The organism is Promicromonospora soli (genome assembly GCF_014653785.1).
Classification (GTDB): Bacteria; Actinomycetota; Actinomycetes; order Actinomycetales; family Cellulomonadaceae; genus Promicromonospora; species Promicromonospora soli.
Window position 1 is genome coordinate 433,094 of sequence record NZ_BNAS01000005.1, and the last position, 25,117, is coordinate 458,210.

Below are 25,117 nucleotides of genomic sequence, written 5' to 3' on the forward strand. Positions count from 1 at the left end.
CTCGGTGACCGAACCGTGGCACCCCACGTGGCGTGCGAGCTCACGCGAATGGTGGGTGACGAACCGGGATGTGTGGACCAGACAGCCCGGATGCTCGACGGAGAGCACCTCCGCGGGACGGCACTGCTGCCGGACCCGCTGCCTGCCGCGCGTGCCGTCCGAGAGGCCGTGGGCCCGCTCGACCTCGACGACGACGCACGCCGCGTGCTGCTCGTCGCCGCCGTCGCCGTGACGGACCGCACCGAAGTGCTGCTCGCCGCGTCGGGCACCGACATCGACACGCTGATGGCCGGCCCTGCCGGACGGCACCTACATCTCGTGGGCGGCCGGTTCCGGTTCCACCATCCGCGCATCCGCTCGGTGGTGCACGAGGACGCCGACCTCGCCACCCGCACGGCCGCCCACGTCGCGCTGGCCGACGTGCACCGCAAGGCCGACGAGCCGCTCGTCGCCATCTGGCACACGGCCCTGTGCACGCTCGCGGGCGATCCCCTGCTCGCAGACGGCCTGGTCGAGCTCGCCGAGCAGCACCTCGCCCGCGGCGACGTCCACCGCGCGCACGAGGTCGCCCGGGAAGCTGCGAGCCACGGCACCGACGCGGTGCGGGCGCGCGCCTTCGCGGTGGCGGGCCGGGCCGCGCTGTGGGCGGGGCACGTGCACGACGCCGTCGCGCACCTCCGCCGCGCCACCAGTCACGTCGATTCCTCCGCCGGCGGCGTGGGCGGCGCCGCCCGTTCGCTCGGCATCGCGCTCGCCCTCCTGGACGGCCGGCCCGACGCCGTCGTCGCCGAGGACGCCTCCGGACCGGACCGCGCGGCGATCGCCGCCGCCCGCAAGACGCTCCGCCTGCTCGACGGCAGACCCGGCGAGGCCGCCGCCGTCCTCTCCGAGGTCGCGGAGCTGGCCCCCGCACGCCCGGCAGGCTGGTGGTTCGACGGCCCCTCCGACGCCATGACCCCGCTCGCCGAGGCGCACCTCCGCGTGGCCCAGTCGTACCTGGCGCTGCGCCTCGGCGACATCACCGAGGCGGCTTCGGTGCTCGACGACGCCGTCGGACGCCTACCCGTGGCCCTCGCCTTCGGCGGGCTCGGGATAGCACTCGCGCGCCGCCTGGACCTGGTCCGGGACGGGCACCTGAGCCTGCCGACCGCTGCGCTCGAGGCGTCGGTGCGCGGGCAGGTCGCGCCGGTGGTGCGTGCGGCCACGCTCGGCGACCGCGCCCAGACCGCCGCGTTCGACGGGCGCTGGGCCGAGGCCGCGACGCTGCTCGGGCTCGCGGCCGAGCGCGGCGGCGACGAGCTACGCCGTCTCTGGCTGCCCACTCCCGACCCGGTGGAGCTGCTGGTGCTCGCCGGCCAGGACCGCACCGCCCGCCGCTCGCACGAACGCCTGCGGCTCCGCGTGCTGCCGCCCGTAAGTTTGGGCGACGTGGGCGCCGCGGGCCCCTCCGGCGGACCGGTGCGGCGGCGTGGGCTCGACCTCGCGCGCGCCGAGCTCGCCCTCGCCGATGCGTCAGGGATCAGCAGAGCACGGGAGCGGGCCGTCGAGGCGTCCCTCCGGGTGGGCTCCACGTTCGAACGCGGGCTCACCGAGCTGGTCGCCGCCCGCGCCTTCGCCCGCCTCGGCTTGCCCGGCGACGCTGCGGCACACCTGCTCGGCGCCCATGAGCTGTTCGAGGAGTCCGGCGCGAAGGCGTGGGAGCGCATCGCCGAGCGGGCGCTGCAGGCGCCGGGCCTGGTGCCCGATCCGTTCCCCGGGCCGGCACCGGGCGAGACTCCGGGCGAGGCGACGGGAGGGGCCGCCGCCGCCGGCGTCGGGCAGGAGGAGCCGTGCGGGCAGTGGGCCGACGTGCTCACCGAGCGCGAGCTCGACGTCGCGCGGCTCGTGGTGCAGGGCCGGACGAACCGGCAGGTCGCCGCGAACCTCTACGTGTCGGTCCGCACCGTGGAGGTGCACCTGGGGCGGGTCTTCCGCAAGCTCGGGGTGCGCTCCCGCACGGAGCTGGCGGTGCTGGCGCTCCGGGGCTAGCCGGGCGTCGGTGTGCGGGCCGGACTCAGGCCTCGAGGAGGATCGTCACCGGGCCGTCGCCCGTCAGCTCGACCTGCATGTCGGCGCCGAACCGCCCGGTCTCGACGGTCAGGCCGCGCTCCCGGAGCGCTGCGACGACGGCGTCCACGAGGGGCTCCGCGACCGGCCCGGGCGCCGCCTGGTTCCACGTGGGGCGGCGCCCCTTGCGGGCGTCGCCGTAGAGCGTGAACTGGCTGACGACGAGCACCGGCGCGCCGACGTCGGCCACGGACTTCTCGTCGTGCAGGATCCGCAGCTCGGCGATCTTGCGGGCGATGATCTCGACCTGGGCGGGGCCGTCGTCGTGCGTGATGCCGACCAGCGCCACGATGCCGGGCTTGTCGATGGCGCCGACCACCTCGCCGTCGACCACCACCGACGCCCGGATGACGCGCTGGAGGACCGCCCTCATCGGCGGCCCTCGATGTACGCGTCGGCGAAGACTGCCCGGACCTCCCCGACCGGACGCCCGCCGCCGAGCACCGGCACGCGGCCCAGCCCGTCGAGCCCGCCCGGGTACACGCCCGGCAGGCCGGCCGCGCCCGCAGCGCGCAGGGCGGCGGCGAGGATCACGGGGCGAGCCCGGGCCGAGCCGTCGAGCACCTTGAACGCGATGGCTGATCCGTCGGGCAGCCCGGCGGCGTAGACGCCCTCGGCGCCGTCCTTCGCGACCAGGCCGGGCACGGCCTCCATCGCGAGCGTGACGTCGCGGCCGGTGCCGCCCACCATCTCGGGGTGCGCCGAGATCGCGCGGCCGGCGCGCGCCTCGTGCGAGCGGACGTCGACGGTGGGCGCGGCGCCCAGGATCGAGAACGCACGCGCCAGGCCGAGCAGCGTCGTGGAGAACAGGGGCGCGCCGCAGCCGTCGACCGTGGTGCGCATGACCACCTCGGCGTCGCCGGTCATCTCGAGGACGGTGCTACGGATGGCCCGCTGCAACGGATGCTCGGCCGAGAGGTACGTCTGGATGTCCCAGCCCTGCGTGAGGCAGGTCGCGAGCATGGCCGCGTGCTTGCCCGAGCAGTTCTGCGCGAGGGACGCCGGACCCGGCCCGCCGTTGTGCGGCGCCATGTGCCACTCGAGCGCGGCCGGCGGGTACAGCGGCAGGTCGGGCGTGTTCTGCAGGGCGCCCGAGCCCATGCCCACCGACCCGAGGATCTGCAGCACGCCCTCCAGGTGGGCGGGCTCACCGTTGTGGCTCGCGGCGGCGAGCGCCACCAGGCGGTCCGGCAGCTCCAGGCCGGCGCGGAGCATCGCGACCAGCTGCACCGGCTTCAGCGACGACCGCGGCCAGATCAGCGTGGTCGGGTTGCCCACCTGGACCACCGGCCGGCCGGACGGGTCGAGCACGACGAGGTGCCCCAGGTGCACCGACTCCACGAGGTCGCCGCGGATCACCTCGGCCAGCGGCGCCGCCTCGTGCGCGGTCACCAGCCGCCCTGCGGACCGCGCGGCTTGTTGCCCGTGCCGTACGGCTGCAGGCGGGGACGCACGTCCGCCCAGTAGATGATGGCGGGGACCACCGCGATCACGTTGAGGAAGGAGTCCGCCGTGAAGTAGCTCGGCGGCAGCCCCAGCAGGCCGAAGGCGGCCGCGGCACCGAGGATCGCGAGCCAGATCGGCTTCGAGAGCTTGCCCTCGGACTTGTAGGCGTGAGCAGGGCGGCGTATCGCGTCGACCAGGGCGACCACCTGGACCGCGAAGACGATGAGACCCAGCCCGATGAACACGAACTGTTGGAGAGCTCCGAACACGGGACGAGCCTACGGCACCAGGGAGGTGAATCCGCTGGGCACTGTCCTGGCTGGCGTCAGTGCCAGCCCGGGCGGCTACAGCTCCGGCAGCGCGTCCCGCGCGTCGCCCGGCGAGACCCCGGCGGCCTCCAGCGCGTCCACGACGGGCGACCGCAGGAGCATCACCAGCGACTGCACCTGCCAGTCGCCCTCGCCCACGGTCCGCGGGTCCACCTGGGCGGCCACGGTGGTCAGCGCGTCGCGCCCGCGCGCGCCGTCGCCCCCGGAGCCGACGTCGGACGCGAGGAGCCGCACGCCCGACGCGAAGCCACCGACCAGCCCGGCCACCGGCTCGACGTCGTGGTCGCCCTCGAGCACGGGAAGCACGCGCCGGGCGAGGACCCGCACCGACCGCATCGTCCGGTCGACGAGCACGGCCTGCTCCTCCAGCCGGCCGAGCTCGCCGCGGTGCACCCGGCCCACGGAGATCCGGGCCAGCTCGCGTGCGCCGCGCGCGGCCTCCTGCCACTCGGCGAGCACCGGCTCGGAGGCCCGTCCGCGCACGAGGGCGGCACGGACGTCGTCCTGGTCGCGCGAGCGCAGGCCGCGGGCGAGCGTCTCCAGGGTCTCGGCGAGCTCGGTCACCGCCCGCTCGGCCAGCGCGCGGGGGCGGCGCCGGGTGTCGCCGGGCGTGAGCAGCGCGACGAGCAGGGCGATGCTGCCGCCGATCAGGGCGTCCGTCCACCGCCCGAGCGGCCCGCCGGAAACCGACGGCAGGCCGACGACGATGATCGCCTGCACGCCCGCCTGCGTGACCAGGAGCGCGCCCCGGTCGATGAACCGCGCCGCGACCGCCGCGATGAACAGCACCACGGTGAGCTGCCACCAGCCCGACCCGATCAGGTGCACGATCAGGTCGCCCAGGCCGACGCCGACGGCCACGCCCACGGCCATCTCGGACACCCTGCGCACGTCGCGCTGCGCGGTGAACCCGAGGCAGACCCACGCCGCGATCGCCGCGAAGAAGGGCTGCTCGTGCCCCAGCGCATACCGCGCCACCAGGTAGGCGACGCCGGCGGCGAGCGACGCCTGCGCAATCGGGATCAGGCCGGCCCGGGCCCTCGTCCACCCCTGCCGCACGCGGGTGCGCAGCATGAGCGTGCGCATGGCCTGCTGCCACATCTCGTCGGCCGAGCCTGGCAATGAGGTCACGGAGGCATCTTCGCACCCAGGTCCCGGCCCGGACGCCGACGGCTCAGATCAGGCTGCCCGGTCCACGCAGGCCAGGGGTCAGCGGGCCGTGCGACTCCGGGCGGTCGACCGACATGCCGTCCCCCGGGACCACGATCTCCTGTGCCGCCGACACCTCGATGGCCTGCCCCGAGATCTCGCCGGACACCATGAGCTCCGCGTCCTCGGGGACGTTGCGCTTGAGCACGGCAAGGCCGATCGGCCCCAGCTCGTGATGGCGGGCCATCGAGGTGAGCGTCCCGACGACCTTGCCTTCTCCGCCGTCCGACGCCGGGAGGCGCACCTCAGCGCCCGCCTCCGGGAGCAGGTGCTGCGAACCGTCGAGGTGCAGCATGACGAGCCGGCGCGGCGGGCGGCCGAGGTTGTGTACCCGCGCGACCGTCTCCTGGCCCCGGTAGCAGCCCTTGTTGATGTGGACCGCGGTACGCAGCCAGTCCAGCTCGTGCGGGATGGTGCGGTTGTCGACCTCGCGCGCGAACCGCGGGCGCCATGCCTCGACGCGCAGGGCCTCAGTGGCCCAGGTGCCGGCGAGCGGCCAGCCGGCGGACTCGCGGGCCGCGACCTCGGCCTCAAGGTCGGCGCGGGGCACCAGCACGAGCCGCCACGGGCGCGCCGCGCCGGGGTGCTCGGACTCGGGCGGCCCGTACCGGGTGCCACCAGCGAGCACGTTCGGCCAGGCGTCGTGCCAGGTCACGGGCTCACCCTCGATACCGTCCGCGGCCACGGGCTCGCCGATCGCCGCCCACTGCTCCGTGGCGTCCGTGATCTCGACGCGGAGCATGAACTTCATCCTCATCAGCCAGCTGGCCAAGGCCGGCGCCGACTCACGCTCGGTGATCAGCCACGTGGCCTCGCCGTCGTCCACCACGCCTGCCGCGTGCTCGATGTGGCCCTGCGGCGACAGCACGAGCAGCTCCGTGCTGACCCGGGGCGCCAGGCCCTCGAGCTGCTGGGAGGTGATCGAGTGCAGCCAGCTCAGCCGGTCCGGCCCGGCGACGCGGACGATCCCGAGGTGCGACTGGTCGACCACCGCCCCGCCGCGCGACAGTGCGCGCTGCTCGGCCGTGGGGTCGCCGTAGTGCCATGCGACGCCGGCGTCGGGGCCGGCGGCGGCAACCGCGCCACGGCGGCTCAACAGGGGGCTCTCGTAATCCATGCTCACCTCAGGTGCAGCGTTGTGGGCGGGCGGGGCATTCCCCGCCCGCGAGACTCACTGCCGGTCCAGCTCCGCCGATGCATACGAGCGCAGCGGCTCGCCGAACGCGGCGAGCTCCTCCACCCACAGCAGGCGGCCCTGCACCAGGCCGTAGAGCCGCTTCGACGCCCGCACCTCGGACGCCGTGGACGTACGCGCAATCGCGTCCGACGCCAGGTCGATCCGTCCGTTGCCGGCGGCGCCGATGTAGACCGTGATGCGCCCCGAGGCGTCGGCCGTGAGCACCTCGAGCGCGTGCTTGTCGTCCTCGAGGCCGTCGGGCCGGTCCGTGGACACGCGCCAGTAGCCCGTCTCGGTGGACCAGACGGTGCCGGCCGTCACGACGTCGGGGATCTCGGCGGTCTCCGGGAGCTCGGCAGCGGCATCGGTCGGGTCCGGCACGGGGGCGGGCCACTCGCCTTCGCCCGGCAGCTTGTCCGGGACGACGTCCTCGAGCACCCGCAGCGTGGACTCGAACCGCAGGTACGGGCCGCCGTCGTGGTCGAAGACCAGGTCCTGCACGAACGTCTTCTTGCCGATGCTCGGGTACTCGATCACACCCTCGCCGCGCCACCGGCCCACCAGCCAGGCCAGCGGATACACCTCGGGCGAGAGGCCGTCAGGGAACGTGAACGTCATCAGCGCTGGCCGGTGTACAGCTTGTAGACGACGTAGCCGGCGAACCAGGCGACCGCCACGGCGACGGCGACGATGAGGCCGGTGAAGATGAGCTCAAGGGCATGGATCGACATGGTGCCCAGCCTAGCCTCCGGCTTACAGTCAGCGGCATGCGCCAGCTCGTGATCAAGACCACCTCAGGCCTGGACCGGCCCGAGGCCACCAACCAGGCCTTCACCGTCGCCGCCGCCGCCGTCGCGTCCGGGGCGGAGGTGAGTCTCTGGCTCACCGGAGAGTCGGCGTGGTTCGCGCTGCCCGGCCGGGCCACCGGCCTCGCGCTCGAGCACGCGACGCCACTGCCCGACCTGCTCGAGGCCGTCCTGGCCGCCGGAACCGTCACGCTCTGCACGCAGTGCGCCGCGCGCCGCGACATCACCGAGGCCGACGTGATCCCGGGCATCCGGATCGCCGGCTCGGCACTGTTCACCGAGGAGATCCTGCGGGACGGCGCCCAGGCCCTGGTCTACTGACCTGAGCCGGTCCGAGCGCCGGACCGCTCAGGCCTTGACCAGGCCCGTCCGGCGCATCAGCAGGTACAGCTCGCACCCGAGGCACAGTCCGACGACGGCGTTGAGCGCCGCGGCGACAAACGCCACGGCGGCCGCGATCGGCACCGCCGGGAGGAGCCCGAAGAAGCCGAGGATCACGCCAACGGCGGTGACGAAGAGGCCCACACCCTGCGCGAAGCGCGGCGGGCGCCGGTCCTCCATCTCGGTGGGCGGGCTCAGCCGCGGCCGCACGAACCTCTTGAACAGCATGCCCTGCCACGAGCCCTCGGTGCCGCGCAGCGTGCCGAGCAGGAAGCTCAGCATGATGAACGTCAGCAGCCACAGCCCCGCGGTGCTCGCGCCGAGCAGCACGACGGATGCCAGCAGCACCGCCGTGATCCCGGCCCCGACGCGCGGTCCGCGCGGGTCGATCCCCTTGCTCGCACTCATGACTGCCCTTCCCCGTCCGCCTCGGCCACCGCAGTGGTAACCCGGTTCAGCGCCTGCCGCGCCTGGGTGTCGGAGACGGCACCGCTCATGCGGGCAACCTCGCGACCGCCGCCGTCGACCACCAGTACCGTGGGCGTCCGGAGCACGCCCAGGGTACGCACGAGCTCGAGGTGGTCGTCCACGAGCACCTCCCGGTGCCCGACGCCGGAGCTCGACCCGGTAATTCCTCCGAGAACACGTGATGTGGAGCGGCACGCGGCACACACTTCGGCCGAGAACTGCACAAAAGTCACCCGGTCCGCGAGTGCGATCCCGGAAGACGCCCAGTCGATTCCGGCGGGCGTCGCTCGGGGCCCACGCACGGCACCCTGACGGGCCGACCACCACACTCCGAGCGCGGCTGTGCCCAGCACGAGCACGACCAGCGCTATGACCTGTCCCAGCATTTAACCCACCATGCCGTGACTTGCTCGTCCAGACAAGTCCCCACCTGCAATGACGCCCGTCACATCGGGCATCCACGCGGTTCGCCGAACATCAACGGGTGAATTCCCATTGGCGGAGCAACCAGACACGGCAGTATTTCTCGTGCTGAAACGGCAACTAACTCGAGGCCCTCGCAGTGGTAACGTGCATGTATCCGCATATATGGGAGAATTCACTAAGATGGAAGCCTTACCAACTCGTACCTGGAATGGGCTGACCATCCCAGCGGCCGGTGTGTACGAGCTCGACCAGAACCACAAGCGGCTCGGCTTCCTCGCCATGCACATGATGGTCAGCCCCGTCCGAGGCGAGTTCGCCGAGGGCGAGGCAACGGTCACCGTCACCGAGGACCCGCTCGCCTCGCAGGTCACCTGCACCATCCAGGCGGCGTCGATCAACACGCACGCGGCAGATCGCGACGCCCACCTGTCCGGCCCGGACTTCCTGGACGTCGAGAACTACCCCACCCTCGAGTTCCGCAGCACCGGCCTCCGGATGCGCGCCGAGGTGGACCCGATCTTCTCGTGGGCCCGGCTCAAGGCCGGTACCGCAGGCCGCCGGCCGCACGACCCCGACGAGGCCGACGGCTCGTTCACGAAATTCATCATGGACGGCGTGCTCACGGTGCGCGGCGTCACGCGCTCGGTCGAGCTGGAGTGCGAGTTCGGCGGCGTGGGTCACGATCCGTACGGCCAGGACATCTTCGGCTTCCACGGCACCTGCGAGATCGACCGCGAGGCCTGGGGCCTGCTCTGGAACGTCGCCCTCGAGGCGGGCGGTGTCCTGGTCGCCAAGAAGGTTCGTATCGAGATCGCCGGCGAGATGATCCGTCAGTCCTGACGACGGCCCGCCGTCGTGGTCAGAGGATGACCATCCGCCCCACGACGAACACGAAGATGCCGCACACGGCCACGGGCAGCGCGCTCGCCGAGAGCCCGGCCAGGCGCGCACCACGGGCGGGCAGCCGTTCCAGCAGCAGGTGCAGCGCGCCGACGACGATGCCGGCGACGAGCCCGCACCAGAGGCCGCTCACGGTGTCGATGTTCGGCAGCAGCGTCCCGGCCGTGCCACCCACCACCACGGCCGCGACCGCGGAGATCCCGAGCGCCACCCAGCCGCGCACCGGCAGAGCGGACACGGCGGCGGCGACCGCCAGCGCGACGGCGCTCGTCACGACGAGCGCGGTGCCGGCGTCGGACCGTGCGGCCGCGATCCAGCCGGAGGTCACGATCGCGGCGACGACGCCGGCTACTGTGCCCGACACGGACTCGGTGAGCTGCGGCCGCCCGTCGCGGCGCAGCATCTGCGCGATGAAGGCGAGCACCACGGCGCCGGCCAGCACGATCGGCAGATGCCGCAGCACCGGCTCACCCTGGGTGAAGTATGTGGCGACCGCGCCCCCGATCCCGCAGAGCGCCACGACCACGCGGGTGCTTCCCGGCGCGGGCAGCCGCAGCAGTGACGGCCAGCCCAGCGCGACGAGAACCACCAGGACCACGGCCGCCGCCACGAGGGGCAGAGGCCGGGGCTGGACGTATGACGCGGCGGCGACGAGGGCTGCGAGCACAGCTGTCATCACGGCGCGGGTGGAGACGGACACGCCCCAGAGTTTTCCAGAGAGTGCCCAAGTTCCTTCAATCGCAGCCCTTGTGGCGCCAGATGTCGGGTCTGAGAGAGTCGAGCAACACTCGCGTCATGCGAACGTCACGGGTCCTGAGCAGCATGGTGGTGCTCAGGAAAAGGGCGTGTAACATGCACGCAACAAGCAACAGGGCAGACTTCCGCAAAGCCAGTTGGACGCGACGGGACGTCTCGCTTCAGCGAGACCCGAGCCAGGGACGGTAGCAAGACGCCGGTTCCGAGAGGAGGTGCGTCAATGGCAGAGCTGTTGATCCTCACACCCGCCACCGGCGGGTCTGCCGAGGTGCTGCCCGCACTGGGGCTGCTGTCCCACCGGGTGCGGGTGCTCCCGATGGAGCCCTCGGCGCTTGTTGATGCCCCGGATGCGGACGTCGTCCTGTTGGACGCACGCCGCGACCTCGTCGCGGCCCGCACCACGTGCCGGCTGCTGCATGCCACCGGGCTCACGGTGCCGCTCGTGCTGATCCTCACCGAGGGCGGCCTCACGGTCGTGACCCACGAGTGGGGGGCCGATGACCTGCTGCTGGAGTCCGCCTCGCCCGCCGAGGTCGAGGCACGCCTCCGTCTGGTGGTCGAGCGCTCGGCGCGCGGGCCGGCCGAGGAGTCGCAGCAGGAGATCTCCGCGGGCGAGCTCGCGATCGACGCCGGCGGGTACACCGCCCGGCTCCGTGGCCGCCCCATCGACCTCACCTACAAGGAGTTCGAGCTCCTCAAGTACCTGGTGCAGCACCCGGGCCGCGTGTTCACGCGCGCCCAGCTGCTGCAGGAGGTCTGGGGCTACGACTACTACGGGGGCACCCGCACCGTCGACGTCCACGTGCGGCGGCTGCGCGCCAAGCTCGGCCCCGAGCACGAGCAGCTCATCGGCACGGTGCGCAACGTCGGCTACCGGTTCGACCCGCCCAAGGAGCAGCGTCAGGTCGAGGAGGCGCCGGCGGTGGCGTCCGGCGCCCCGCCGGCTGCCCCTTCGGCGACGAACGGCGCCATCGTCACGAACGCGGTGAGCGCCGCTGCCACGACGGAGGCGACACCCACGGACGACCCCAACGCCGGTCCTGCCGGGCAGCGAGTCGCGCAGACCGGCCACTGAGCGCCGCGCAGACAAGACACCGAGCGTCGCGCAGACAAGACACCGAGCGCCGCGCAGACAGGGCACTGAGCGCGTAGGTTCTACCTGTGACCGCACTCTCGGCCAGACCGGCCGTACGCACGGCAGCCACCAGTGACTACACGTGCGCCCTCGTCGAAGGGCCGTGGCAGCACGAGTTCGTCTCCTCGGGCGGTTCGCGGTTCCACGTGGCGGTCGCGGGCTCCGAGAGCCGCTCCGCTCCCCTGGTGGTCCTGCTGCACGGCTTCCCCCAGTTCTGGTGGGCGTGGCGCGCCCAGATCCCCGCCCTGGCCGACGCCGGCTATCGCGTCGCCGCGATGGACGTGCGCGGTGTGGGCGGGTCGGACAAGCCGCCGTCGGGCTATGCGGTGCCGACGCGCGCGGCCGACGTCGCGGGTGTCGTGCGCTCCCTCGGGCGCGAGCGCGCGGTCGTGGTGGGGCACGGCACGGGCGGGACGCTCGCCTGGGCGGTGGCGTCCCTCAACCCCGATACGACGGCGGCCGTCGCCGTGCTGGCCAGCCCGCACCCGGCCAGGATCCGGCTGCGCAGCCGGGCGGCGTTCACTGCCGCCGCGCTGCGCGAGCTCGCGTACCTGCAGGTCCCGACGCTGCCGGAGCGCGCGCTGGCCAAGGGCGACCTCGTGGAACGCACCCTCGCGCTGGGCACGGCTGCCCCGCTGCCCGACGACGTCGTGGAGCTGTACAAGGCCGTCATGCGCATCCCGTTCGCCGCGCACTCCGCCGCCGAGGCGCTGCGCTGGGCCGTGCGGTCAACGCCCCGGATGGACGGGCGCCGGTTCGCCACCGCGCTGCGGCGTCCGCTCAGCATGCCCGCACTGCAGGTCCAGGGTGGCCGGGACGGGATCGTACGTTCCGAGCGCGCCGACCTCGACGCCATCGCCCTCGCGCCCGACCTGCGCTACGAGCTGATCCCCGGTGCGGGCCACTTCCTCCCCGAGGAGGCGCCGGACGAGGTGAATCGGATCCTGCTGGACTGGCTGACCCGCGTCTCCCCCGCGCCGAAGTAGGGCTACTTCGGAGCAACGAGGGGGCGGCCCGCCTGTGCCGGACGCTCCGGCCCCGGACGCACCAGCTTCGCCGCCTTGTCGGGGTCCGTCTCGCCTGTCCCGTACGACGGGCACAGGTGCGAGATGCTGCATGCCCCGCACGCCGGGGTACGGGAGTGGCACACCCGCCGCCCGTGCCACACGAGGTGGTGGCTGAGCATGGTCCAGTCCCTCTTCGGGAACAGCTCGCCGACCTCGGCCTCGACCTTCACCGCGTCCTCCTCGGTGGTGAAGCCCAGCCGGCGCGCCACCCGCCCGAAGTGCGTGTCCACGGTGATTCCGGGGACGCCGAACGCGTTGCCGAGCACCACGTTCGCCGTCTTGCGCCCGACGCCGGGCAGGGTCACCAGGTCCTTCAGCCGGCCAGGGACCTCGCCGTCGTACCGGTCGACCAGCGCCTTGCCCAGGCCGATCACGGCCCGCGCCTTGGCGCGGAAGAAGCCGAGCGGCCGCAGGATCTCCTCGAGCTCTTCCGGGTTCGCCTCCGCATACGCCTGGGCGTTCGGGTACATCACGAACAGCTCCGGCGTGGTCGCGTTGACGCGGACGTCGGTGGTCTGGGCGCTCAGCACCGTCGCGATCAGCAGCTCCAGCGGCGTCGTGAAGTCCAGCTCGGCCCGAGCGTCGGGATAGGTCGCCGCGAGCTCGCGGTTGATCCGCCGTGCCCGGCGCACGAGCGCCAGCCGGCTCTCCGGCGCATTCTTGGAGTACTTCTCGGGTTCGCGTTCACTGACGGTCACGTCGCCACAGTAACGATCCCCACTGACATTCGGCCGTTGGGCCCGTAACCGGGTCCCGCCGCCGGCTTGGGCCGTGTACCTAGGACGCGGAGTATGAGAAGGTCGAGGGCCTTTGGACCCCACGACGGTCCACGTGAATCGAGGAAGAGTCACCATGCCGTACACGCACCACCTCCGCGTCTACCCGTCTGCCGAGCCGCTGAAGCGCACCGACCAGCTCGCCTGGAAGCTCGCGGAGCTCGCCACGGACGCCGTCGAGCCCACCGCCGAGGTCACCGAGATGGTGATCAACCGTGTGATCGACAACGCCGCGGTCGCGGCGGCCAGCCTCACGCGCGGACCCGCCGTCGCCGCTCGATCGCAGGCCCAGGCGCACCCCTACACGCCCGGTTCCGCCGTCTTCGGCCTGGACCCCGCGGCCACGGCGAGCCCCGAGTGGGCCGCCTGGGCCAACGGCGTCGCCGTGCGTGAGCTCGACTTCCACGACACGTTCCTCGCCGCCGAGTACTCCCACCCGGGCGACAACATCCCTCCGATCCTCGCCGTGGCCCAGCACGCCGGCCGCACCGGCCGGGACCTGGTCCGCGGCATCGTGACCGGCTACGAGATCCAGGTGGACCTGGTCCGGACGATCAGCCTGCACAAGCACAAGATCGACCACGTGGCCCACCTCGGCCCGTCGGCGGCGGCCGGTATCGGCACCCTGCTGGGCCTGGACATCGAGACGGTGTTCCAGGCGATCGGCCAGGCCCTGCACACCACGACGGCCACGCGGCAGAGCCGCAAGGGCCAGATCTCCACGTGGAAGGCGCACGCCCCGGCCTTCGCGGGCAAGCTCGCCGTGGAGTCGGTGGACCGCGCGATGCGCGGCCAGACCTCCCCCGAGCCCATCTACGAGGGCGAGGACGGCGTGGTGGCCTGGCTCCTGGACGGGCCCGACGCCGCGTACTCCGTCGTGCTCCCGGACCTCGGCGAGCCGCGCACCGGCATCCTCGACACGTACACCAAGGAGCACTCCGCGGAGTACCAGGCTCAGGCCATCATCGACATGGCTCGCGCGCTGGGCAACGAGCGCCCTGAGCTGCGTGATCCGGCGAACATCCGGCGCATCGTGCTGCACACCAGCCACCACACGCACTACGTGATCGGCTCGGGGGCGAACGACCCGCAGAAGTACGACCCGACGGCGTCGCGCGAGACCCTCGACCACTCGGTCCCCTACATCTTCACCGTCGCGCTGCAGGACGGCGGCTGGCACCACGTGGACTCCTACGCCCCGGAGCGCGCCCAGCGCCCCGACACCGTCGAGCTGTGGCGCAAGGTCACCACAGCCGAGGACCCGGAGTGGACCCGCCGATACCACTCGACCGACCCGGGCGAGAAGGCGTTCGGCGGCCGCGTCGAGATCACGCTCACGAGCGGGGAGACGGTGGTCCGCGAGATCGCCGTCGCAGACGCCCATCCCCTCGGCGCTCGCCCGTTCGCCCGCGAGAACTACGTCGGCAAGTTCCGCACCCTCGCCGCCGGCGTCCTGGAGGACGCCGAGATCGAGCGCTTCCTGGGCCTGGCCGAGCGCCTGCCCGAGCTCACCCCCGCCGAGGTCCGCGAGCTCACGATCGTCGCGGCCCCTGGTGTGCTGGACGCCGTGCAGGCCCCGACGGGCCTCTTCGAGCTGGGGAGGCGCTGATGCTCTACTCGAAGCTCACCGCCGCGGCCAAGCGCCGCGCGTTCCGCGAGGCCCTCGCCGGGCCGGACATCCTGCAGCTCCCGGGGGCGTTCAACCCGCTCAGCGCCAAGCTGATCCAGGACAAGGGGTTCGACGGCGTCTACGTCTCGGGCGCCGTGCTCTCCGCGGACCTCGGGCTGCCCGACATCGGCCTGACCACCCTGACGGAGGTGGCCGGCCGGGCCGCGCAGATCGCCCGGGTCACCGACCTCCCCGTGCTCGCCGACGCCGACACCGGGTTCGGCGAGCCCATGAACGTGGCCCGCACGGTGCAGACCATGGAGGACGCCGGAGTGGCCGGCATCCACATCGAGGACCAGGTCAACCCCAAGCGGTGCGGTCACCTGGACGGCAAGGAGGTCGTCGGGCTCGGCGACGCCGTCCGCCGCATCCGGGCCGCCGTCGACGGCCGTCGCGACCCCGACTTCCTGGTCATGGCGCGCACCGACGTGCGCGGCACGGAGCCGGGCGAGCGCGGCCTGCGGCTCGCTGTCGACCGCGCCAAGGCCCTGGTCGACGCCGGGGCGGACGCGATCTTTCCCGAAGCGATGCGGGACCTCTCGGAGTTCGAGGCCGTCGCCTCGGCGCTCGACGTCCCCGTGCTCGCGAACATGACGGAGTTCGGCAAGTCCGAGCTCTTCACCGCCAAGCAGCTGCACGACGCCGGAGCGCAGCTCGTGATCTACCCCGTGACCCTGCTGCGCATCGCGATGGGTGCCGCGGAGCGCGCGCTGGACCAGATCGCGGCGTCGGGCACCCAGGCGGAGCTGGTGCCGCAGATGCAGACCCGCGCACGGCTCTACGAGCTCACCGACTACGCGGCCTACAACCACTTCGACAGTGACGTCTTCACCTACAAGCCCTGACCTGGTCGGGCCCGGACACGAAGGAGTGCGCATGACCGAGACAACGGAGATCCGCAAGGGCCTGGCCGGCGTCGTCGCCGATACGTCGGCGATCTCGAAGGTCAACCCCGAGACCAACTCCCTGCTGTACCGGGGCTACCCGGTGCAGGAGCTGGCCGCGAAGAAGACGTTCGAGGAGGTCGCCTACCTGCTCTGGCACGGCGACCTGCCGACGTCGGCGCAGCTGAGCGAGCAGACGGCGACCGAGCGCGTGCATCGCGAGCTGCCGGACAACGTCCGCGACGCGATCCTCGAGCTGCCCACCGACTGCCACCCCATGGACGTGTGCCGCACCGCGGTCTCGATCCTGGGCGCGCACGACCCGCAGGCCGAGGACTCCTCGGTCGAGGCGGAGCTCGCCAAGGCGCTGCGGCTGTGGGCGGTCCTGCCCTCCGTCGTCGCGCTGGACCAGCGCCGCCGCCGCGGCCAGGATCTCGTGCCCCCGCGCGAGGACCTCGGCTACTCCGCGAACTTCCTGTGGATGGCGTTCGGCGAGGAGGCGGAGCCCGCCGTCGTGCAGGCCTTCGAGGCCTCGATGGTCCTGTACGCGGAGCACTCGTTCAACGCGTCCACGTTCACCGCGCGCGTCATCACCTCGACGCTCGCCGACCTGCACTCCGCCGTCACGGGCGCCATCGGCGCCCTCAAGGGCCCCCTGCACGGCGGCGCGAACGAGGCCGTGCAGGCCACGTTCGAGGAGATCGGCTCGGCCGACAAGGCCGAGGCCTGGCTCGACGAAGCCCTGGCGAACAAGAAGAAGATCATGGGGTTCGGCCACCGGGTCTACAAGCACGGCGACTCACGCGTGCCGACCATGCGGGCCGTGCTCGCCGACCTCGCCGAGCACTACGGCCAGACCGACGTGCTCGACCTGTACAACACCCTCGAGAACGCCATGGCGAGCCGCAAGAACATCAAGCCGAATCTCGACTACCCGGCCGGCCCGGCGTATCACCTGATGGGGTTCGACACGAACATCTTCACGCCGCTGTTCGTGGCCTCCCGCATCACGGGCTGGACCGCGCACGTCATGGAGCAGCGGGCCGCGAACTCGCTGATCCGCCCGGTGTGCGAGTACGTGGGGCCGGAGCAGCGCGAGGTCCCCTGACGAATACGCAGGGCGCCTGTTCCCAGGTCCTAGGGGTCACCCCCTAGGATTCATGGACGGGCGTCCTACTACGCACCGGGCAAGGCCGATATCCCGCGTGATGCAGACGATCGCTGCGGGCCGTACGCCACGCGGACGCCACGAGAGAGACCGATGATCCGGCAATCCCGTGACATTGAGGCAGACTGAGAGGTGGAAAAGACTATGGACGAAAGTCCCCGACACGTGAGGACACCACTGGTGGACGACGAAGTCGTACTCTCTGCCCCCCTCTTCGCGGACATGGAAGGCGAGGAGACGCGCGCGCTCTTCGAGTCCATGGTGCCCGTGGAGCTGGTCCGGGGTGACGTGCTCTTCCGCGAGGGCGAACCGGGCGACCGGCTCTACGTCATCGCGCAGGGCAAGATCAAGCTGGGTCGCCGGTCGAGTGACGGCCGCGAGAACCTGCTGTCGATCCTCGGTCCCGGCGAGATGTTCGGTGAGCTCTCCCTGTTCGACCCGGGTCCCCGCACCGCGTCCGCCTCGTCCGTGTCGGACTCCGTTGTCTACGAGCTGCGTCACGAGTCGCTCGTGAAGTGGATCGCCGACCACCCGGGCGTCGCCACCCAGCTGCTGGGCGCGCTTGCCCGCCGCCTCCGCCGCACCAACGAGACGCTCGCGGACCTCGTGTTCTCCGATGTCCCGGGTCGCGTGGCCAAGGCCCTGCTGGACCTGTCGACCCGCTTCGGCGAGCCCAACGACGACGGCATCCGCGTGGCGCACGACCTCACGCAGGAAGAGCTGGCGCAGCTCGTCGGCGCCTCACGCGAGACCGTGAACAAGGCCCTGGCCGACTTCGCGACCCGCGGCTGGGTCCGCCGCGAGGGCCGGGCCGTGGTGCTGCTGGACCTCGACCGCCTGGAGCGCCGGGCCCGCTGAGCCCTTCGCCGAAGTAGAACTCTGGCCAGGGTTCTACTTCGGCGACGCGGTCAGCGTCAAGAGCGTCGCCTCCGGGCGGCACGCGAAGCGGACCTGGGCGTAGGGCGAGGTTCCGGCGCCCGCGGAGACGTGCAGCCAGGTCGAGTCCTCGCCGCCCTCGCGGTCGGGGCGAGCGCCCGGCCAGCCGTGCAGGCCGGACGCCCTGCGGCGATCCAGGTCGCAGTTCGTCACGAGCGCCCCGTAGAACGGCAGGCAGAGCTGCCCGCCGTGCGTGTGTCCGGCGATGATCGCGTCGACGCCGTCGTCCTTCAGCTGGTTCAGGACCCGCTTGTACGGCGCGTGCACGACGCCGAGGCGCAGCACGGCGTCCTCCTCACCAGGCGCGCGACCCGGCTCGGGCATGATGTCGCGGTCGAGGTGCGGGTCGTCCATGCCGACGAGGCCGATCGTGCGGCCGTCGCGCAGCTCGACGAGGCCCCGGCTGTTGTCCAGGTCCACCCAGCCGGCGTCGGTGAACGCCTTGGTGAGGGACTCCGTGGGCAGGGCCACCTTGTCCTCGCGCACCACACGGGCATCCGGGAGCAGGTAACGAGCCGGGTTCTTGAATGTCGGCGCGTGGTAGTCGTTCGAGCCCATGACGAACGCGCCGGGCACGTCCATCAGCTGGCCCAGGACGTCGAGCAGCGGGGCGAGCGACTTCTCGTGCCCGAAGTTGTCCCCCGTGTTGATCACGAGGTCGGGCTCGAGGGCGGCCAGCGACCGGACCCAGGCCTGCTTGGTGCGCTGGCTCGGGGTGAGGTGCAGGTCCGAGACGTGGAGCACCCGGATCGGCCGCTGCCCTGGAGGCAGCACCGGCATGGTCGCCCGCCGCACACGGAAGAGCTTGGTCTCCAGATGCGCGTAGGCCAGCCCTGCGACCACAACGCCCCCGGCGATCCCTAGCGCCTTGCCGACGTTACCCAGCGTCCCCATGGATCAGTCGTTCCCGTTGTTGCCGCCGCGATTGTCGCCGCTGTCGCCGCCATCGGTCGTGGCGTCACCACCGGAGTCGCCGCCGCTGTCGCCGCCGTCGCCGGAGTCGCCGCCGCTGTCGCCGGAGTCACCGCCGTCGTCGCCACCCTTGTCGTCCTTTTCCGGCTTCGGAGGAGCCGGCGCCTTGCCGACGAGGTTGGGGTCGGGAGCGGGGAAGGCGACCTTCGGCAGGTCGGCGACCGCAAGGTCCATGTAGCGACGCCACGTCGGCGCGGCGATCGTGCCGCCGTACATCGGACCGGCCTCGGGTGAGCTGTCGTACCAGGTCTGCGCCGGCAGGAACACGTTCATGTGCGGGACGTTGCCGCTGGCCTCACCCACCCAGACCGACGTGGAGAGGTTGGGCGTGTACCCCGTGAACCAGCTCTGCATCGCGTCGTTCGTCGTACCGGTCTTGCCGGCCACCGGGCGCCCGTCCGCAAGCCCGGGGCTCAGCTGCCATGCTGTGCCCCACGTCGGCGGCGACTGGAAGACCTTCGTCATCGCGAAGGCAACCGTGCTGGCGACGTTGGGCTCGAGCGTCTGCCTGCAGTCCGCGGACGGCACCTTCAGCTTCTTGCCGTCCGTGTCCTTGACCTCGAGGATCGCGATCGGGTCGCAGTAGGTACCACCTGAGGCGAATGTCGCGTACGCCGATGCCTGGTTGATCGGTGTCGAGGCCTGCGTCCCGAGGGTCATCGACGCCAGCACGTCGATGTCACGCTGCTCGGGTTTGTCGATCGTCCGGAAGATTCCTCCCGCGCCCTCGTGCGTCATGCTTGACGTCATCGGCCGGAAGCCCACGTCCCATGCCGTCTTCTGCACGTTGCAGAGGTCGAGCTGCTGCGACATCCGGGCGTAGACCGTGTTCAGCGACTGGAAGGTGCCCTGGAGCACGCTCACCGTCCCGCTGGCGGACCCGTCGACGTTCGACACGCCCCAGTTCTGGTTCGTGAAGGCGTGGACGCAGCCATCGGCCTTGAAGCTCGTCTCGTTGGCCGAGAAGCCGTTGGCGCTGACCGGGTCGTAGAGCTGCCGCCCGCTGCGCAGCCACTCGGCGAGGACGAACGGCTTGAAGTTGGAGCCCACCTGGAACCCACGTGAGTTCCCGTGCATGTAGTCGGCCGAGTAGTTTTGCGCCGTCGTGCCCGGAGTCGACTCCGCTCTCGCGTTGTACGGGATGTTCTGCGCCATCGACTTGATCTGCCCGGTGCCCGGCTCGACAGACGTGACTGCCGCCTCGAGGTCGTAGCCGTTGTCGCCAGGAACCGCCGCGACGATCGTCTTCTCGGCGGCCCTCTGCATCTTCAGGTCCAGCGTCGTGACGATCCGCAGGCCCCCGCGGTACAGGAGGTCATAGCGGTCGGTCTTTGTCTCCCCGAACTCGGGGCTGGCCATGATCTCCTTGATCACGTAGTCGCAGAAGGAGGCGGCGCCGCCCGCGGCGTCGCAGCCGACCTCGATGGGCTGGACGTCGAGAGTCGCCGACAGCTTCGTCGCCATCGCCTCGTCCCGCTCCTCCGTGGAGATGTAGCCGAGCTGCCACATCTTGCCGATCACGAGATTGCGACGGACCACGGCTTCCTTGGGGTTCTCCACCGGGTCGAACTGGCTGGGCGCCTTGGTGATGCCGGCGATCGTGGCGGCCTCGACGACGGACAGGTCCTTCGCGGACTTGTCGAAGTAGTGCTGCGAGGCCGTCTCGACGCCGTAGACGCTCACGCCGAACTGCGCGATGTTGAGATAGCCCTGCAGGATCTCGTCCTTGGACATCTCCTTCTCGATCGCGATCGCGAGCTTCGCCTCGCGGAGCTTTCGCGTGAGCGAGTCCTCGCGGGCCTCCAGGACGCCGAAGGTGTTGCCGGACCGGTCGGCCTCTTCGATGAGGACGTTCTTCACGTACTGCTGGGTGAGCGTCGACGCACCCTGCGTGTCACCGCCACCGAAGTTCTGCAGCGCGGCGCGCGAGATGCCCTCGGGGTCGACGCCGCCGTGCGTGAAGAAGCGCTCGTCCTCGATGGCGATCACGGCGTTCTTCATGTGGTCCGACACCCTGTCGAGCGGCACGACGATGCGGTTCTGCGCGTAGAACGTGGCCAGCTTGGTCTTGTTGTCGCTCGCGTAGATCTGCGACTGCTCGGACAGCGGCCCCGGAACAAGCTCGTCGGGCACTTCTTCGAAGATCTCGACGCCCGTGTCGACCGTGGTGTCCACACCCGCAGCGAGCGGAATCACCAGTCCCGCCGCGATCACGCCACCAGCACCAGCGGTGAGCACGAATGCGAGGAGGAGTCCGATGAGCTGTGCCGCGGGAATGGTCCGAGTGATCCGGCGCGGCACGCGAGGGTTCGCCATGGCCATGAGCCCAGGTTACGGGCTGTCCCTGACAGGGCGCGTCGAAACCAGGCCGCACCCGTGTGCAGGTCTCGTGCGGAATCGCCGTCGCCGATCGGGGCTAGCATCGACGCCATGGCAACGAAGTGGGAGTACGCGACGATCCCCCTCCTCATTCACAACACCAAGGCGATCCTCGACCAATGGGGCTCGGACGGCTGGGAGCTCGTGCAGGTGGTTCCCGGGCCTGACGGCACCGGGCTCGTCGCCTACCTGAAGCGCCCCACGGGCGGTGATGCATGAGCCACGAGCAGCGCCTCGCCGAGCTGGGCATCAAGCTCCCCGCGGTAGCGGCACCGGTCGCGGCGTACGTGCCGGCGGTCCAGACCGGCCGCTACGTCTACACGTCCGGGCAGCTGCCCTTCTCGGAGGGCGCCCTGCCGGCCACCGGCAAGGTCGGCGACGGCGAGGGTCTGGTCTCGCCCGAGGACGCCGCGGGCTACGCCCGCACCTGCGCCCTCAATGCACTGGCAGCCGTCCGGTCGGTGACCGGGTCCCTCGACTCGATCTCTCGCATCGTGAAGGTGGTCGGCTTCGTCGCGAGCGACCCGTCCTTCACCGGCCAGCCCACCGTGATCAACGGGGCCTCCGACGTGCTCGGCGAGATCTTCGGCGACGCCGGCCGGCACGCCCGCTCCGCCGTCGGCGTGGCGGTCCTTCCGCTGGACTCTCCGGTCGAGCTGGAGCTCGTCGTCGAGCTGGCGTAACGCCTTCGCTCCGGCCCGGAACGGGCGTGACCGGACCCACTCTGGATTCGGTTTCCGTTCCGGGCCGTGCGTCGGCTATTCTGAGCAGGCTTCCGCGGAAAGGCTTCGTGCCTGATGCGCGGTGGACTCCATCGGGGTGTGGCGCAGCTTGGTAGCGCGCTTCGTTCGGGACGAAGAGGTCGCAGGTTCAAATCCTGTCACCCCGACCATGGAAAAGGCCCTCTGACCAGCAGAAATGCTGTGTCGGAGGGCCTTGCCGTTTCTCTAGAGCTTCCCGCTGTTAGCCCGCCGGGGGACTAACTGAGGGACTAGGCGCTCTTCGGTCCCTCGGCTTCCTGCACCCCGAACAGCGGTTGCATGTGCCAGCCCGGGCCGACCTCCTCGACCGTGAAGACTCGATCCATGACGGTCGCGCCGGTCTCGATCACCGGCCGCAGCTCGTGCCGGTAGACCTTCTCCGTGACCGCCGTGCCGGAGTGCCCGAGCACGCGAGCAATCTCTTCCAGGGGCACCTTCTCTTCCGACATGATCGAGGTGAACGAGTGCCGCAGTTCGCGCGGCGCCCACTCGCCGGGGACGATGCCGGGAACGAGCCGCAGCGCACTACGCAGAGCCCGCCGGACGTTGGCGGCGTCATGAGCAAGGATCTGCGCCCGGTCCTGCGGAGGTACGAGACCGCACTGCGCAACATCGTTGATGCTCAACGAATTATTGACGGCTTGGGTGCGCAAGTAGACGACGCTAGGAATGCCAACGGTTAGCGCCCCCTCCTCGACGACCTGTCGTTCAGTTCAAACGCGGCGCCCAGGTCGGTGACCAGTCCGTGAGCCAGCAGCGTGGACCGATGCCGGACGCCCACTGCGCACGCGCCGATACTCGGTAATCACCGGGCTGCCCTGCGCCTCGATCTCACGCATCGCCGTCGGCCTAAACTTGGACGGGTGAACCGCGACAGCCCGTACTACGTGCCGCGCTCCAAGGCCCGGCTGGTCCACCGCGGCACCTCGCGCGAGGGCGGGGTGCCGATCGGCCGCCGACAGCCCGACGACGGCCGCGCGGAGCTCGAGGTCACCTGCGCGGTGTGCGCGCAGGCGGTACCGGTCGCCGTCCTCAGCGTCCGCGCCATCCGCCGGCACCGGGTCCGGCTCGTGCTGCTGTGCTTCGCCGCGGCCGTCGGGCTGGCCGCGGCCGGGGCCGCCACCTTCATCGCCGGCGCGAAGACGGCAGGCTTTCTCGTGGGGGCCGGCCTGATGGTTCCGCTGGTCGTCCTCATGGAGGGTACCCTCACCCTGGACGACGGGGTACGGGTGCTGGAGAAGCCGCGGCGGCACGAGATCGACCGGCCGGGCTGGGACAACATCGACAGCGGCGGCATGGAGGGCGACGCCGGATAGTGGCGCGGGCGCGGATCCGCACGGTGCAACTACAGCAACTTAGTTGTCGAGGGTGTGCCGGCTCAAGTCCTCCTAGGGGGCAGCGATCCGCCAACGCCGAGGGACCAACTGGGGGACTACGGGCTGAGCCTCGGCAGGATGCCGCCAGACGAACTGGGACGGTCTCTAAAGGCTTGAAGTCCCATCCAGACAGCCCCGAGTGCCTTCGGGACGAAGAGGTCGCAGGTTCAAATCCTGTCACCCCGACCATGTGAAAAGGCCCTCTGACCAGCATAAACGCTGAGCCGGAGGGCCTTTCGGCATTAACCCCTGGCAGACGTGCATCATGGGGCATGACTGATTTCAGAACGGCGCAACTCCTCGGCAACCCTGACGAGCTGCTGGCACTGGCCGATGGCCACCATGCTCGTACCGTGCGCTCCTTGGCCGGTCAGGAGATCGCGGGACACCTGCTGAAGCCCTATGTGATCGAGGCACCCGGGCGCAGCGCGACGGACGAACTCGTCGAGGCGGCGCTCCAGGTCGCGACCGACCATCTCTCGACGTCCCGCCTTCGGGGCTCGCTCGGGCTCGCCGTACTGCTGATCCACGCCGGTGGCGATGGCGACTACATCCTGGTGCACACCTGGATCGAGGGATACATGTCCGACCTCGCTGTCTTCACCGGTCCGGTCGGGGAGCCCGCCAAGCTGCGGCCGGGCAGATCGGGCCTGGCACCGTGCGTGTGGGAAGCGGCGGTCCTGGCACACGAACGAGACGCGTTCAGCGAGCACGTGCTGCAAGGCGTCGGCACGCTTGACCAGCGGCTCGCTGCCTGGCGCGGTGCCGTGATCGAGGGCGAGGTTCGATGACGGCCCCCGCGGCCGTTCGGGTCCGGCACGTGGGTCCGGCCGACCTTCCGGACGTCGCCCGGATGGCGACCGAGCACACCAGGTACGAGCAGGCGGCCCCGCCTCCCGCCGACCTGGCCCAGCGGTTGGAGACGCTGCTGTTCGGCACGGCGACTCCCCGCCTGCGTTGCTTCGTCGCCGAGCGGGACAGCAGTGCACTCGTCGGCTACGCCTCGTGCGCGCCAGAGCTGTCCACCTGGGACGGGGCGGAGTACCTCCATATGGACTGCCTGTTCGTACGGGAGGGCAACCGAGGACTCGGGATCGGCCCGATGCTCGTGAACGCCGTGCTGGCCGAGGCGCGGGCGCTGGGCCTCGGCGAGGTCCAGTGGCAGACCCCGCCGTGGAACAGCGACGCCATCAGGTTCTACGACCGCATGGGCGCCACCGCGAAAGAGAAGCGGCGTTACTCGCTGTCGGTCTCATAGGGCGTCGCCCCTCGGGAGCCTCAGAGATGCTCGGCGGTGCCTGACCAACGACCAGAGCGGCCGGGAGAACACCTCGGGTGCCGTCGATTCTGCCGTCAGCAGATGAGGGTTGTTCGACGAGCAGTCCGAACAGGTGTGCCATATGTTGATCGCATGACATCAGACGGTGGTGCACCAGGAGGAGGCGACGAGCCTCTCGGGTCGCCGCTGCCCTCGGGCAGCGGCGCGGTCGTCCGTGTAGCGGACGTCCGGGCGCTGCGCGAGCACCTGGCCACCATGATCCTGCCGGGCGGCACGGACACGGGCGGCCCTGGGTCGAGGCAGGTGCTGGCCGAGTGGGTGGACCTGCTCGGAGAGCTCGAAGCCATGAAGAACACGGTGACCGCCACCCAGGCGCGGCTGGCCGTGGCGCTGGAGGCGGCCACGAAGTCCGACGAGGCCAAGCAGGGCATCGGCGCGCAGCGGCGCGGCCGCGGTGTACCCAACCAGGTCGGTGCGGCGATGCAGTCCAGCCCGCACACGGGCGCATCGTTTCTGGGCACGGCGCGGGTGTGGGTGACCGGTATGCCGTTCACGTTCGACGCGCTGCGCACCGGTGTGTTGTCGGCGTGGCGGGCGACGCTGATGGTGCGGGAGACGTCGCATCTCTCGGCGGAGGACCGCGCCCGGGTCGACGAGGAGATCTGCGGGCCTGCGGGTCTTCCGGGGCTGGCCGGGATGGGTACGAGGCGG

At 71.2% G+C, this 25,117-nt stretch carries 26 protein-coding genes, 1 tRNA gene and 2 pseudogenes; 16 read left to right on the forward strand and 13 right to left on the reverse strand.

The genetic code is table 11. From position 1 onward, the window contains the following. Positions 1–72: 72 nt before the first annotated feature. Complete coding sequence (locus IE250_RS18095) at positions 73–2,028, forward strand: helix-turn-helix transcriptional regulator (RefSeq protein WP_189670660.1); 1,956 nt, start codon at positions 73–75, stop codon at positions 2,026–2,028. Between the two features lie 25 nt (positions 2,029–2,053). On the opposite strand, the gene dtd is transcribed toward IE250_RS18095, so the two are convergent. The 6 genes from dtd to IE250_RS18125 form a co-directional block, all read right to left on the reverse strand. Next, positions 2,054–2,479, reverse strand: coding sequence for a D-aminoacyl-tRNA deacylase (gene dtd / locus IE250_RS18100; RefSeq protein ID WP_189670661.1), 426 nt, complete (start codon positions 2,477–2,479; stop codon positions 2,054–2,056). Beyond that, positions 2,476–3,498, reverse strand: coding sequence for an asparaginase (locus IE250_RS18105; RefSeq protein ID WP_229872564.1), 1,023 nt, complete (start codon positions 3,496–3,498; stop codon positions 2,476–2,478). The genes dtd and IE250_RS18105 overlap by 4 nt, the downstream gene beginning before the upstream one ends. Further along, positions 3,495–3,821, reverse strand: a complete 327-nt coding sequence (locus IE250_RS18110) for a DUF2516 family protein (RefSeq protein ID WP_189670662.1) — start codon at positions 3,819–3,821, stop codon at positions 3,495–3,497. Before IE250_RS18110 ends, IE250_RS18105 begins: the two co-directional genes overlap by 4 nt. Positions 3,822–3,896: 75 nt before the next feature. After that, positions 3,897–5,012, reverse strand: coding sequence for an FUSC family protein (locus IE250_RS18115; RefSeq protein WP_308434159.1), 1,116 nt, complete (start codon positions 5,010–5,012; stop codon positions 3,897–3,899). Positions 5,013–5,055: 43 nt separating this feature from the next. Next, the gene (gene ygfZ, locus IE250_RS18120; protein WP_189670663.1) at positions 5,056–6,207 is read right to left on the reverse strand and encodes a CAF17-like 4Fe-4S cluster assembly/insertion protein YgfZ; all 1,152 of its coding nucleotides are present in this window, start codon (positions 6,205–6,207) and stop codon (positions 5,056–5,058) included. A gap of 54 nt (positions 6,208–6,261) precedes the next feature. Continuing rightward, entirely contained in the window at positions 6,262–6,885 is a 624-nt protein-coding gene (locus IE250_RS18125) for a heme-binding beta-barrel domain-containing protein (protein ID WP_189670664.1), read from the reverse strand. A gap of 149 nt (positions 6,886–7,034) precedes the next feature. On the opposite strand from IE250_RS18125, the gene IE250_RS18130 reads away from it, so the two are divergent. Further along, entirely contained in the window at positions 7,035–7,394 is a 360-nt protein-coding gene (locus IE250_RS18130; RefSeq protein ID WP_189670665.1) for a DsrE family protein, read from the forward strand. Between the two features lie 27 nt (positions 7,395–7,421). Here the strand turns inward: IE250_RS18130 and IE250_RS18135 are convergent, their stop codons facing one another. Next, on the reverse strand, positions 7,422–7,862 hold the full coding sequence (locus tag IE250_RS18135) for a DUF4395 domain-containing protein (RefSeq protein ID WP_189670666.1): 441 nt from the start codon (positions 7,860–7,862) through the stop codon (positions 7,422–7,424). Next, positions 7,859–8,308: a thioredoxin family protein gene (locus tag IE250_RS18140; protein WP_189670667.1), complete on the reverse strand. Its 450-nt coding sequence runs from the start codon at positions 8,306–8,308 to the stop codon at positions 7,859–7,861. The genes IE250_RS18135 and IE250_RS18140 overlap by 4 nt, the downstream gene beginning before the upstream one ends. A 220-nt stretch (positions 8,309–8,528) precedes the next feature. Here IE250_RS18140 and IE250_RS18145 point away from each other — a divergent pair, with 220 nt between their 5' ends. After that, positions 8,529–9,188, forward strand: coding sequence for a YceI family protein (locus IE250_RS18145; protein WP_189670668.1), 660 nt, complete (start codon positions 8,529–8,531; stop codon positions 9,186–9,188). Positions 9,189–9,207: 19 nt separating this feature from the next. Here the strand turns inward: IE250_RS18145 and IE250_RS18150 are convergent, their stop codons facing one another. Further along, positions 9,208–9,948, reverse strand: coding sequence for a hypothetical protein (locus tag IE250_RS18150; protein ID WP_189670669.1), 741 nt, complete (start codon positions 9,946–9,948; stop codon positions 9,208–9,210). Positions 9,949–10,224: 276 nt separating this feature from the next. Between IE250_RS18150 and IE250_RS18155 the strand changes: the two are divergent. Both IE250_RS18155 and IE250_RS18160 read left to right on the forward strand, forming a co-directional pair. Next, a pseudogene (locus IE250_RS18155) lies at positions 10,225–10,941 on the forward strand (winged helix-turn-helix transcriptional regulator); the annotation flags it as partial. 224 nt (positions 10,942–11,165) lie between these two features. After that, the gene (locus IE250_RS18160; protein WP_189670671.1) at positions 11,166–12,125 is read left to right on the forward strand and encodes an alpha/beta fold hydrolase; all 960 of its coding nucleotides are present in this window, start codon (positions 11,166–11,168) and stop codon (positions 12,123–12,125) included. 2 nt (positions 12,126–12,127) lie between these two features. Here the strand turns inward: IE250_RS18160 and nth are convergent, their stop codons facing one another. Then, positions 12,128–12,904 carry an endonuclease III gene (nth, locus tag IE250_RS18165; RefSeq protein WP_189670672.1) on the reverse strand — a complete coding sequence of 259 codons (777 nt, stop codon included), beginning with the start codon at positions 12,902–12,904 and terminating at the stop codon, positions 12,128–12,130. A 154-nt stretch (positions 12,905–13,058) separates the two neighbouring features. On the opposite strand from nth, the gene IE250_RS18170 reads away from it, so the two are divergent. From IE250_RS18170 to IE250_RS18185, 4 genes are all read left to right on the forward strand, one after another. After that, positions 13,059–14,591: an MmgE/PrpD family protein gene (locus IE250_RS18170; protein WP_189670673.1), complete on the forward strand. Its 1,533-nt coding sequence runs from the start codon at positions 13,059–13,061 to the stop codon at positions 14,589–14,591. After that, a complete protein-coding gene (gene prpB, locus IE250_RS18175) occupies positions 14,591–15,496 on the forward strand; it encodes a methylisocitrate lyase (protein ID WP_189670674.1) in 906 nt (301 codons plus the stop codon). Before IE250_RS18170 ends, prpB begins: the two co-directional genes overlap by 1 nt. Before the next feature lie 31 nt (positions 15,497–15,527). Continuing rightward, on the forward strand, positions 15,528–16,643 hold the full coding sequence (locus tag IE250_RS18180; protein ID WP_189670675.1) for a bifunctional 2-methylcitrate synthase/citrate synthase: 1,116 nt from the start codon (positions 15,528–15,530) through the stop codon (positions 16,641–16,643). Between the two features lie 240 nt (positions 16,644–16,883). Further along, positions 16,884–17,561: a Crp/Fnr family transcriptional regulator gene (locus tag IE250_RS18185; RefSeq protein ID WP_308434160.1), complete on the forward strand. Its 678-nt coding sequence runs from the start codon at positions 16,884–16,886 to the stop codon at positions 17,559–17,561. 33 nt (positions 17,562–17,594) lie between these two features. Here IE250_RS18185 and IE250_RS18190 read toward each other — a convergent pair whose 3' ends face one another. Together IE250_RS18190 and IE250_RS18195 are read right to left on the reverse strand one after the other, a co-directional pair. Continuing rightward, positions 17,595–18,533 carry a metallophosphoesterase gene (locus IE250_RS18190; protein ID WP_189670677.1) on the reverse strand — a complete coding sequence of 313 codons (939 nt, stop codon included), beginning with the start codon at positions 18,531–18,533 and terminating at the stop codon, positions 17,595–17,597. 3 nt (positions 18,534–18,536) lie between these two features. Next, on the reverse strand, positions 18,537–20,933 hold the full coding sequence (locus tag IE250_RS18195; RefSeq protein WP_229872565.1) for a transglycosylase domain-containing protein: 2,397 nt from the start codon (positions 20,931–20,933) through the stop codon (positions 18,537–18,539). A gap of 108 nt (positions 20,934–21,041) precedes the next feature. On the opposite strand from IE250_RS18195, the gene sp36 reads away from it, so the two are divergent. From sp36 to IE250_RS18210, 3 genes are all read left to right on the forward strand, one after another. Then, complete coding sequence (sp36, locus tag IE250_RS18200; RefSeq protein ID WP_020017885.1) at positions 21,042–21,209, forward strand: Sp36 family protein; 168 nt, start codon at positions 21,042–21,044, stop codon at positions 21,207–21,209. Beyond that, the gene (locus IE250_RS18205) at positions 21,206–21,673 is read left to right on the forward strand and encodes a RidA family protein (RefSeq protein WP_189670678.1); all 468 of its coding nucleotides are present in this window, start codon (positions 21,206–21,208) and stop codon (positions 21,671–21,673) included. The genes sp36 and IE250_RS18205 overlap by 4 nt, the downstream gene beginning before the upstream one ends. Positions 21,674–21,805: 132 nt before the next feature. Then, a tRNA-Pro gene (locus IE250_RS18210) sits at positions 21,806–21,882 on the forward strand. Positions 21,883–21,981: 99 nt separating this feature from the next. On the opposite strand, the gene IE250_RS18215 is transcribed toward IE250_RS18210, so the two are convergent. Beyond that, the gene (locus IE250_RS18215; RefSeq protein WP_229872566.1) at positions 21,982–22,377 is read right to left on the reverse strand and encodes a tyrosine-type recombinase/integrase; all 396 of its coding nucleotides are present in this window, start codon (positions 22,375–22,377) and stop codon (positions 21,982–21,984) included. Between the two features lie 237 nt (positions 22,378–22,614). Here IE250_RS18215 and IE250_RS18220 point away from each other — a divergent pair, with 237 nt between their 5' ends. From IE250_RS18220 to IE250_RS18235, 4 genes and pseudogenes are all read left to right on the forward strand, one after another. Beyond that, positions 22,615–23,067, forward strand: coding sequence for a hypothetical protein (locus IE250_RS18220; protein ID WP_189670679.1), 453 nt, complete (start codon positions 22,615–22,617; stop codon positions 23,065–23,067). Positions 23,068–23,399: 332 nt separating this feature from the next. Continuing rightward, the gene (locus IE250_RS18225) at positions 23,400–23,918 is read left to right on the forward strand and encodes a hypothetical protein (RefSeq protein WP_189670680.1); all 519 of its coding nucleotides are present in this window, start codon (positions 23,400–23,402) and stop codon (positions 23,916–23,918) included. Then, the gene (locus tag IE250_RS18230) at positions 23,915–24,385 is read left to right on the forward strand and encodes a GNAT family N-acetyltransferase (RefSeq protein WP_189670681.1); all 471 of its coding nucleotides are present in this window, start codon (positions 23,915–23,917) and stop codon (positions 24,383–24,385) included. Before IE250_RS18225 ends, IE250_RS18230 begins: the two co-directional genes overlap by 4 nt. Positions 24,386–24,661: 276 nt before the next feature. Beyond that, a pseudogene (locus IE250_RS18235) lies at positions 24,662–25,117 on the forward strand (hypothetical protein); the annotation flags it as partial.

What these genes read in the sequence shown, in the direction of transcription:
- dtd (WP_189670661.1), bottom strand. Translation starts at nt 2,479, where the DNA reads ATGAGGGCGGTCCTCCAGCGCGTCATCCGGGCGTCGGTGGTGGTCGAC.
- ygfZ (WP_189670663.1), bottom strand. Translation starts at nt 6,207, where the DNA reads ATGGATTACGAGAGCCCCCTGTTGAGCCGCCGTGGCGCGGTTGCCGCC.
- IE250_RS18125 (WP_189670664.1), bottom strand. Translation starts at nt 6,885, where the DNA reads ATGACGTTCACGTTCCCTGACGGCCTCTCGCCCGAGGTGTATCCGCTG.
- IE250_RS18130 (WP_189670665.1), top strand. Translation starts at nt 7,035, where the DNA reads ATGCGCCAGCTCGTGATCAAGACCACCTCAGGCCTGGACCGGCCCGAG.
- IE250_RS18135 (WP_189670666.1), bottom strand. Translation starts at nt 7,862, where the DNA reads ATGAGTGCGAGCAAGGGGATCGACCCGCGCGGACCGCGCGTCGGGGCC.
- IE250_RS18140 (WP_189670667.1), bottom strand. Translation starts at nt 8,308, where the DNA reads ATGCTGGGACAGGTCATAGCGCTGGTCGTGCTCGTGCTGGGCACAGCC.
- IE250_RS18145 (WP_189670668.1), top strand. Translation starts at nt 8,529, where the DNA reads ATGGAAGCCTTACCAACTCGTACCTGGAATGGGCTGACCATCCCAGCG.
- IE250_RS18170 (WP_189670673.1), top strand. Translation starts at nt 13,059, where the DNA reads ATGCCGTACACGCACCACCTCCGCGTCTACCCGTCTGCCGAGCCGCTG.
- prpB (WP_189670674.1), top strand. Translation starts at nt 14,591, where the DNA reads ATGCTCTACTCGAAGCTCACCGCCGCGGCCAAGCGCCGCGCGTTCCGC.
- IE250_RS18180 (WP_189670675.1), top strand. Translation starts at nt 15,528, where the DNA reads ATGACCGAGACAACGGAGATCCGCAAGGGCCTGGCCGGCGTCGTCGCC.
- IE250_RS18190 (WP_189670677.1), bottom strand. Translation starts at nt 18,533, where the DNA reads ATGGGGACGCTGGGTAACGTCGGCAAGGCGCTAGGGATCGCCGGGGGC.
- IE250_RS18195 (WP_229872565.1), bottom strand. Translation starts at nt 20,933, where the DNA reads ATGGCCATGGCGAACCCTCGCGTGCCGCGCCGGATCACTCGGACCATT.
- sp36 (WP_020017885.1), top strand. Translation starts at nt 21,042, where the DNA reads ATGGCAACGAAGTGGGAGTACGCGACGATCCCCCTCCTCATTCACAAC.
- IE250_RS18205 (WP_189670678.1), top strand. Translation starts at nt 21,206, where the DNA reads ATGAGCCACGAGCAGCGCCTCGCCGAGCTGGGCATCAAGCTCCCCGCG.
- IE250_RS18225 (WP_189670680.1), top strand. Translation starts at nt 23,400, where the DNA reads ATGACTGATTTCAGAACGGCGCAACTCCTCGGCAACCCTGACGAGCTG.
- IE250_RS18230 (WP_189670681.1), top strand. Translation starts at nt 23,915, where the DNA reads ATGACGGCCCCCGCGGCCGTTCGGGTCCGGCACGTGGGTCCGGCCGAC.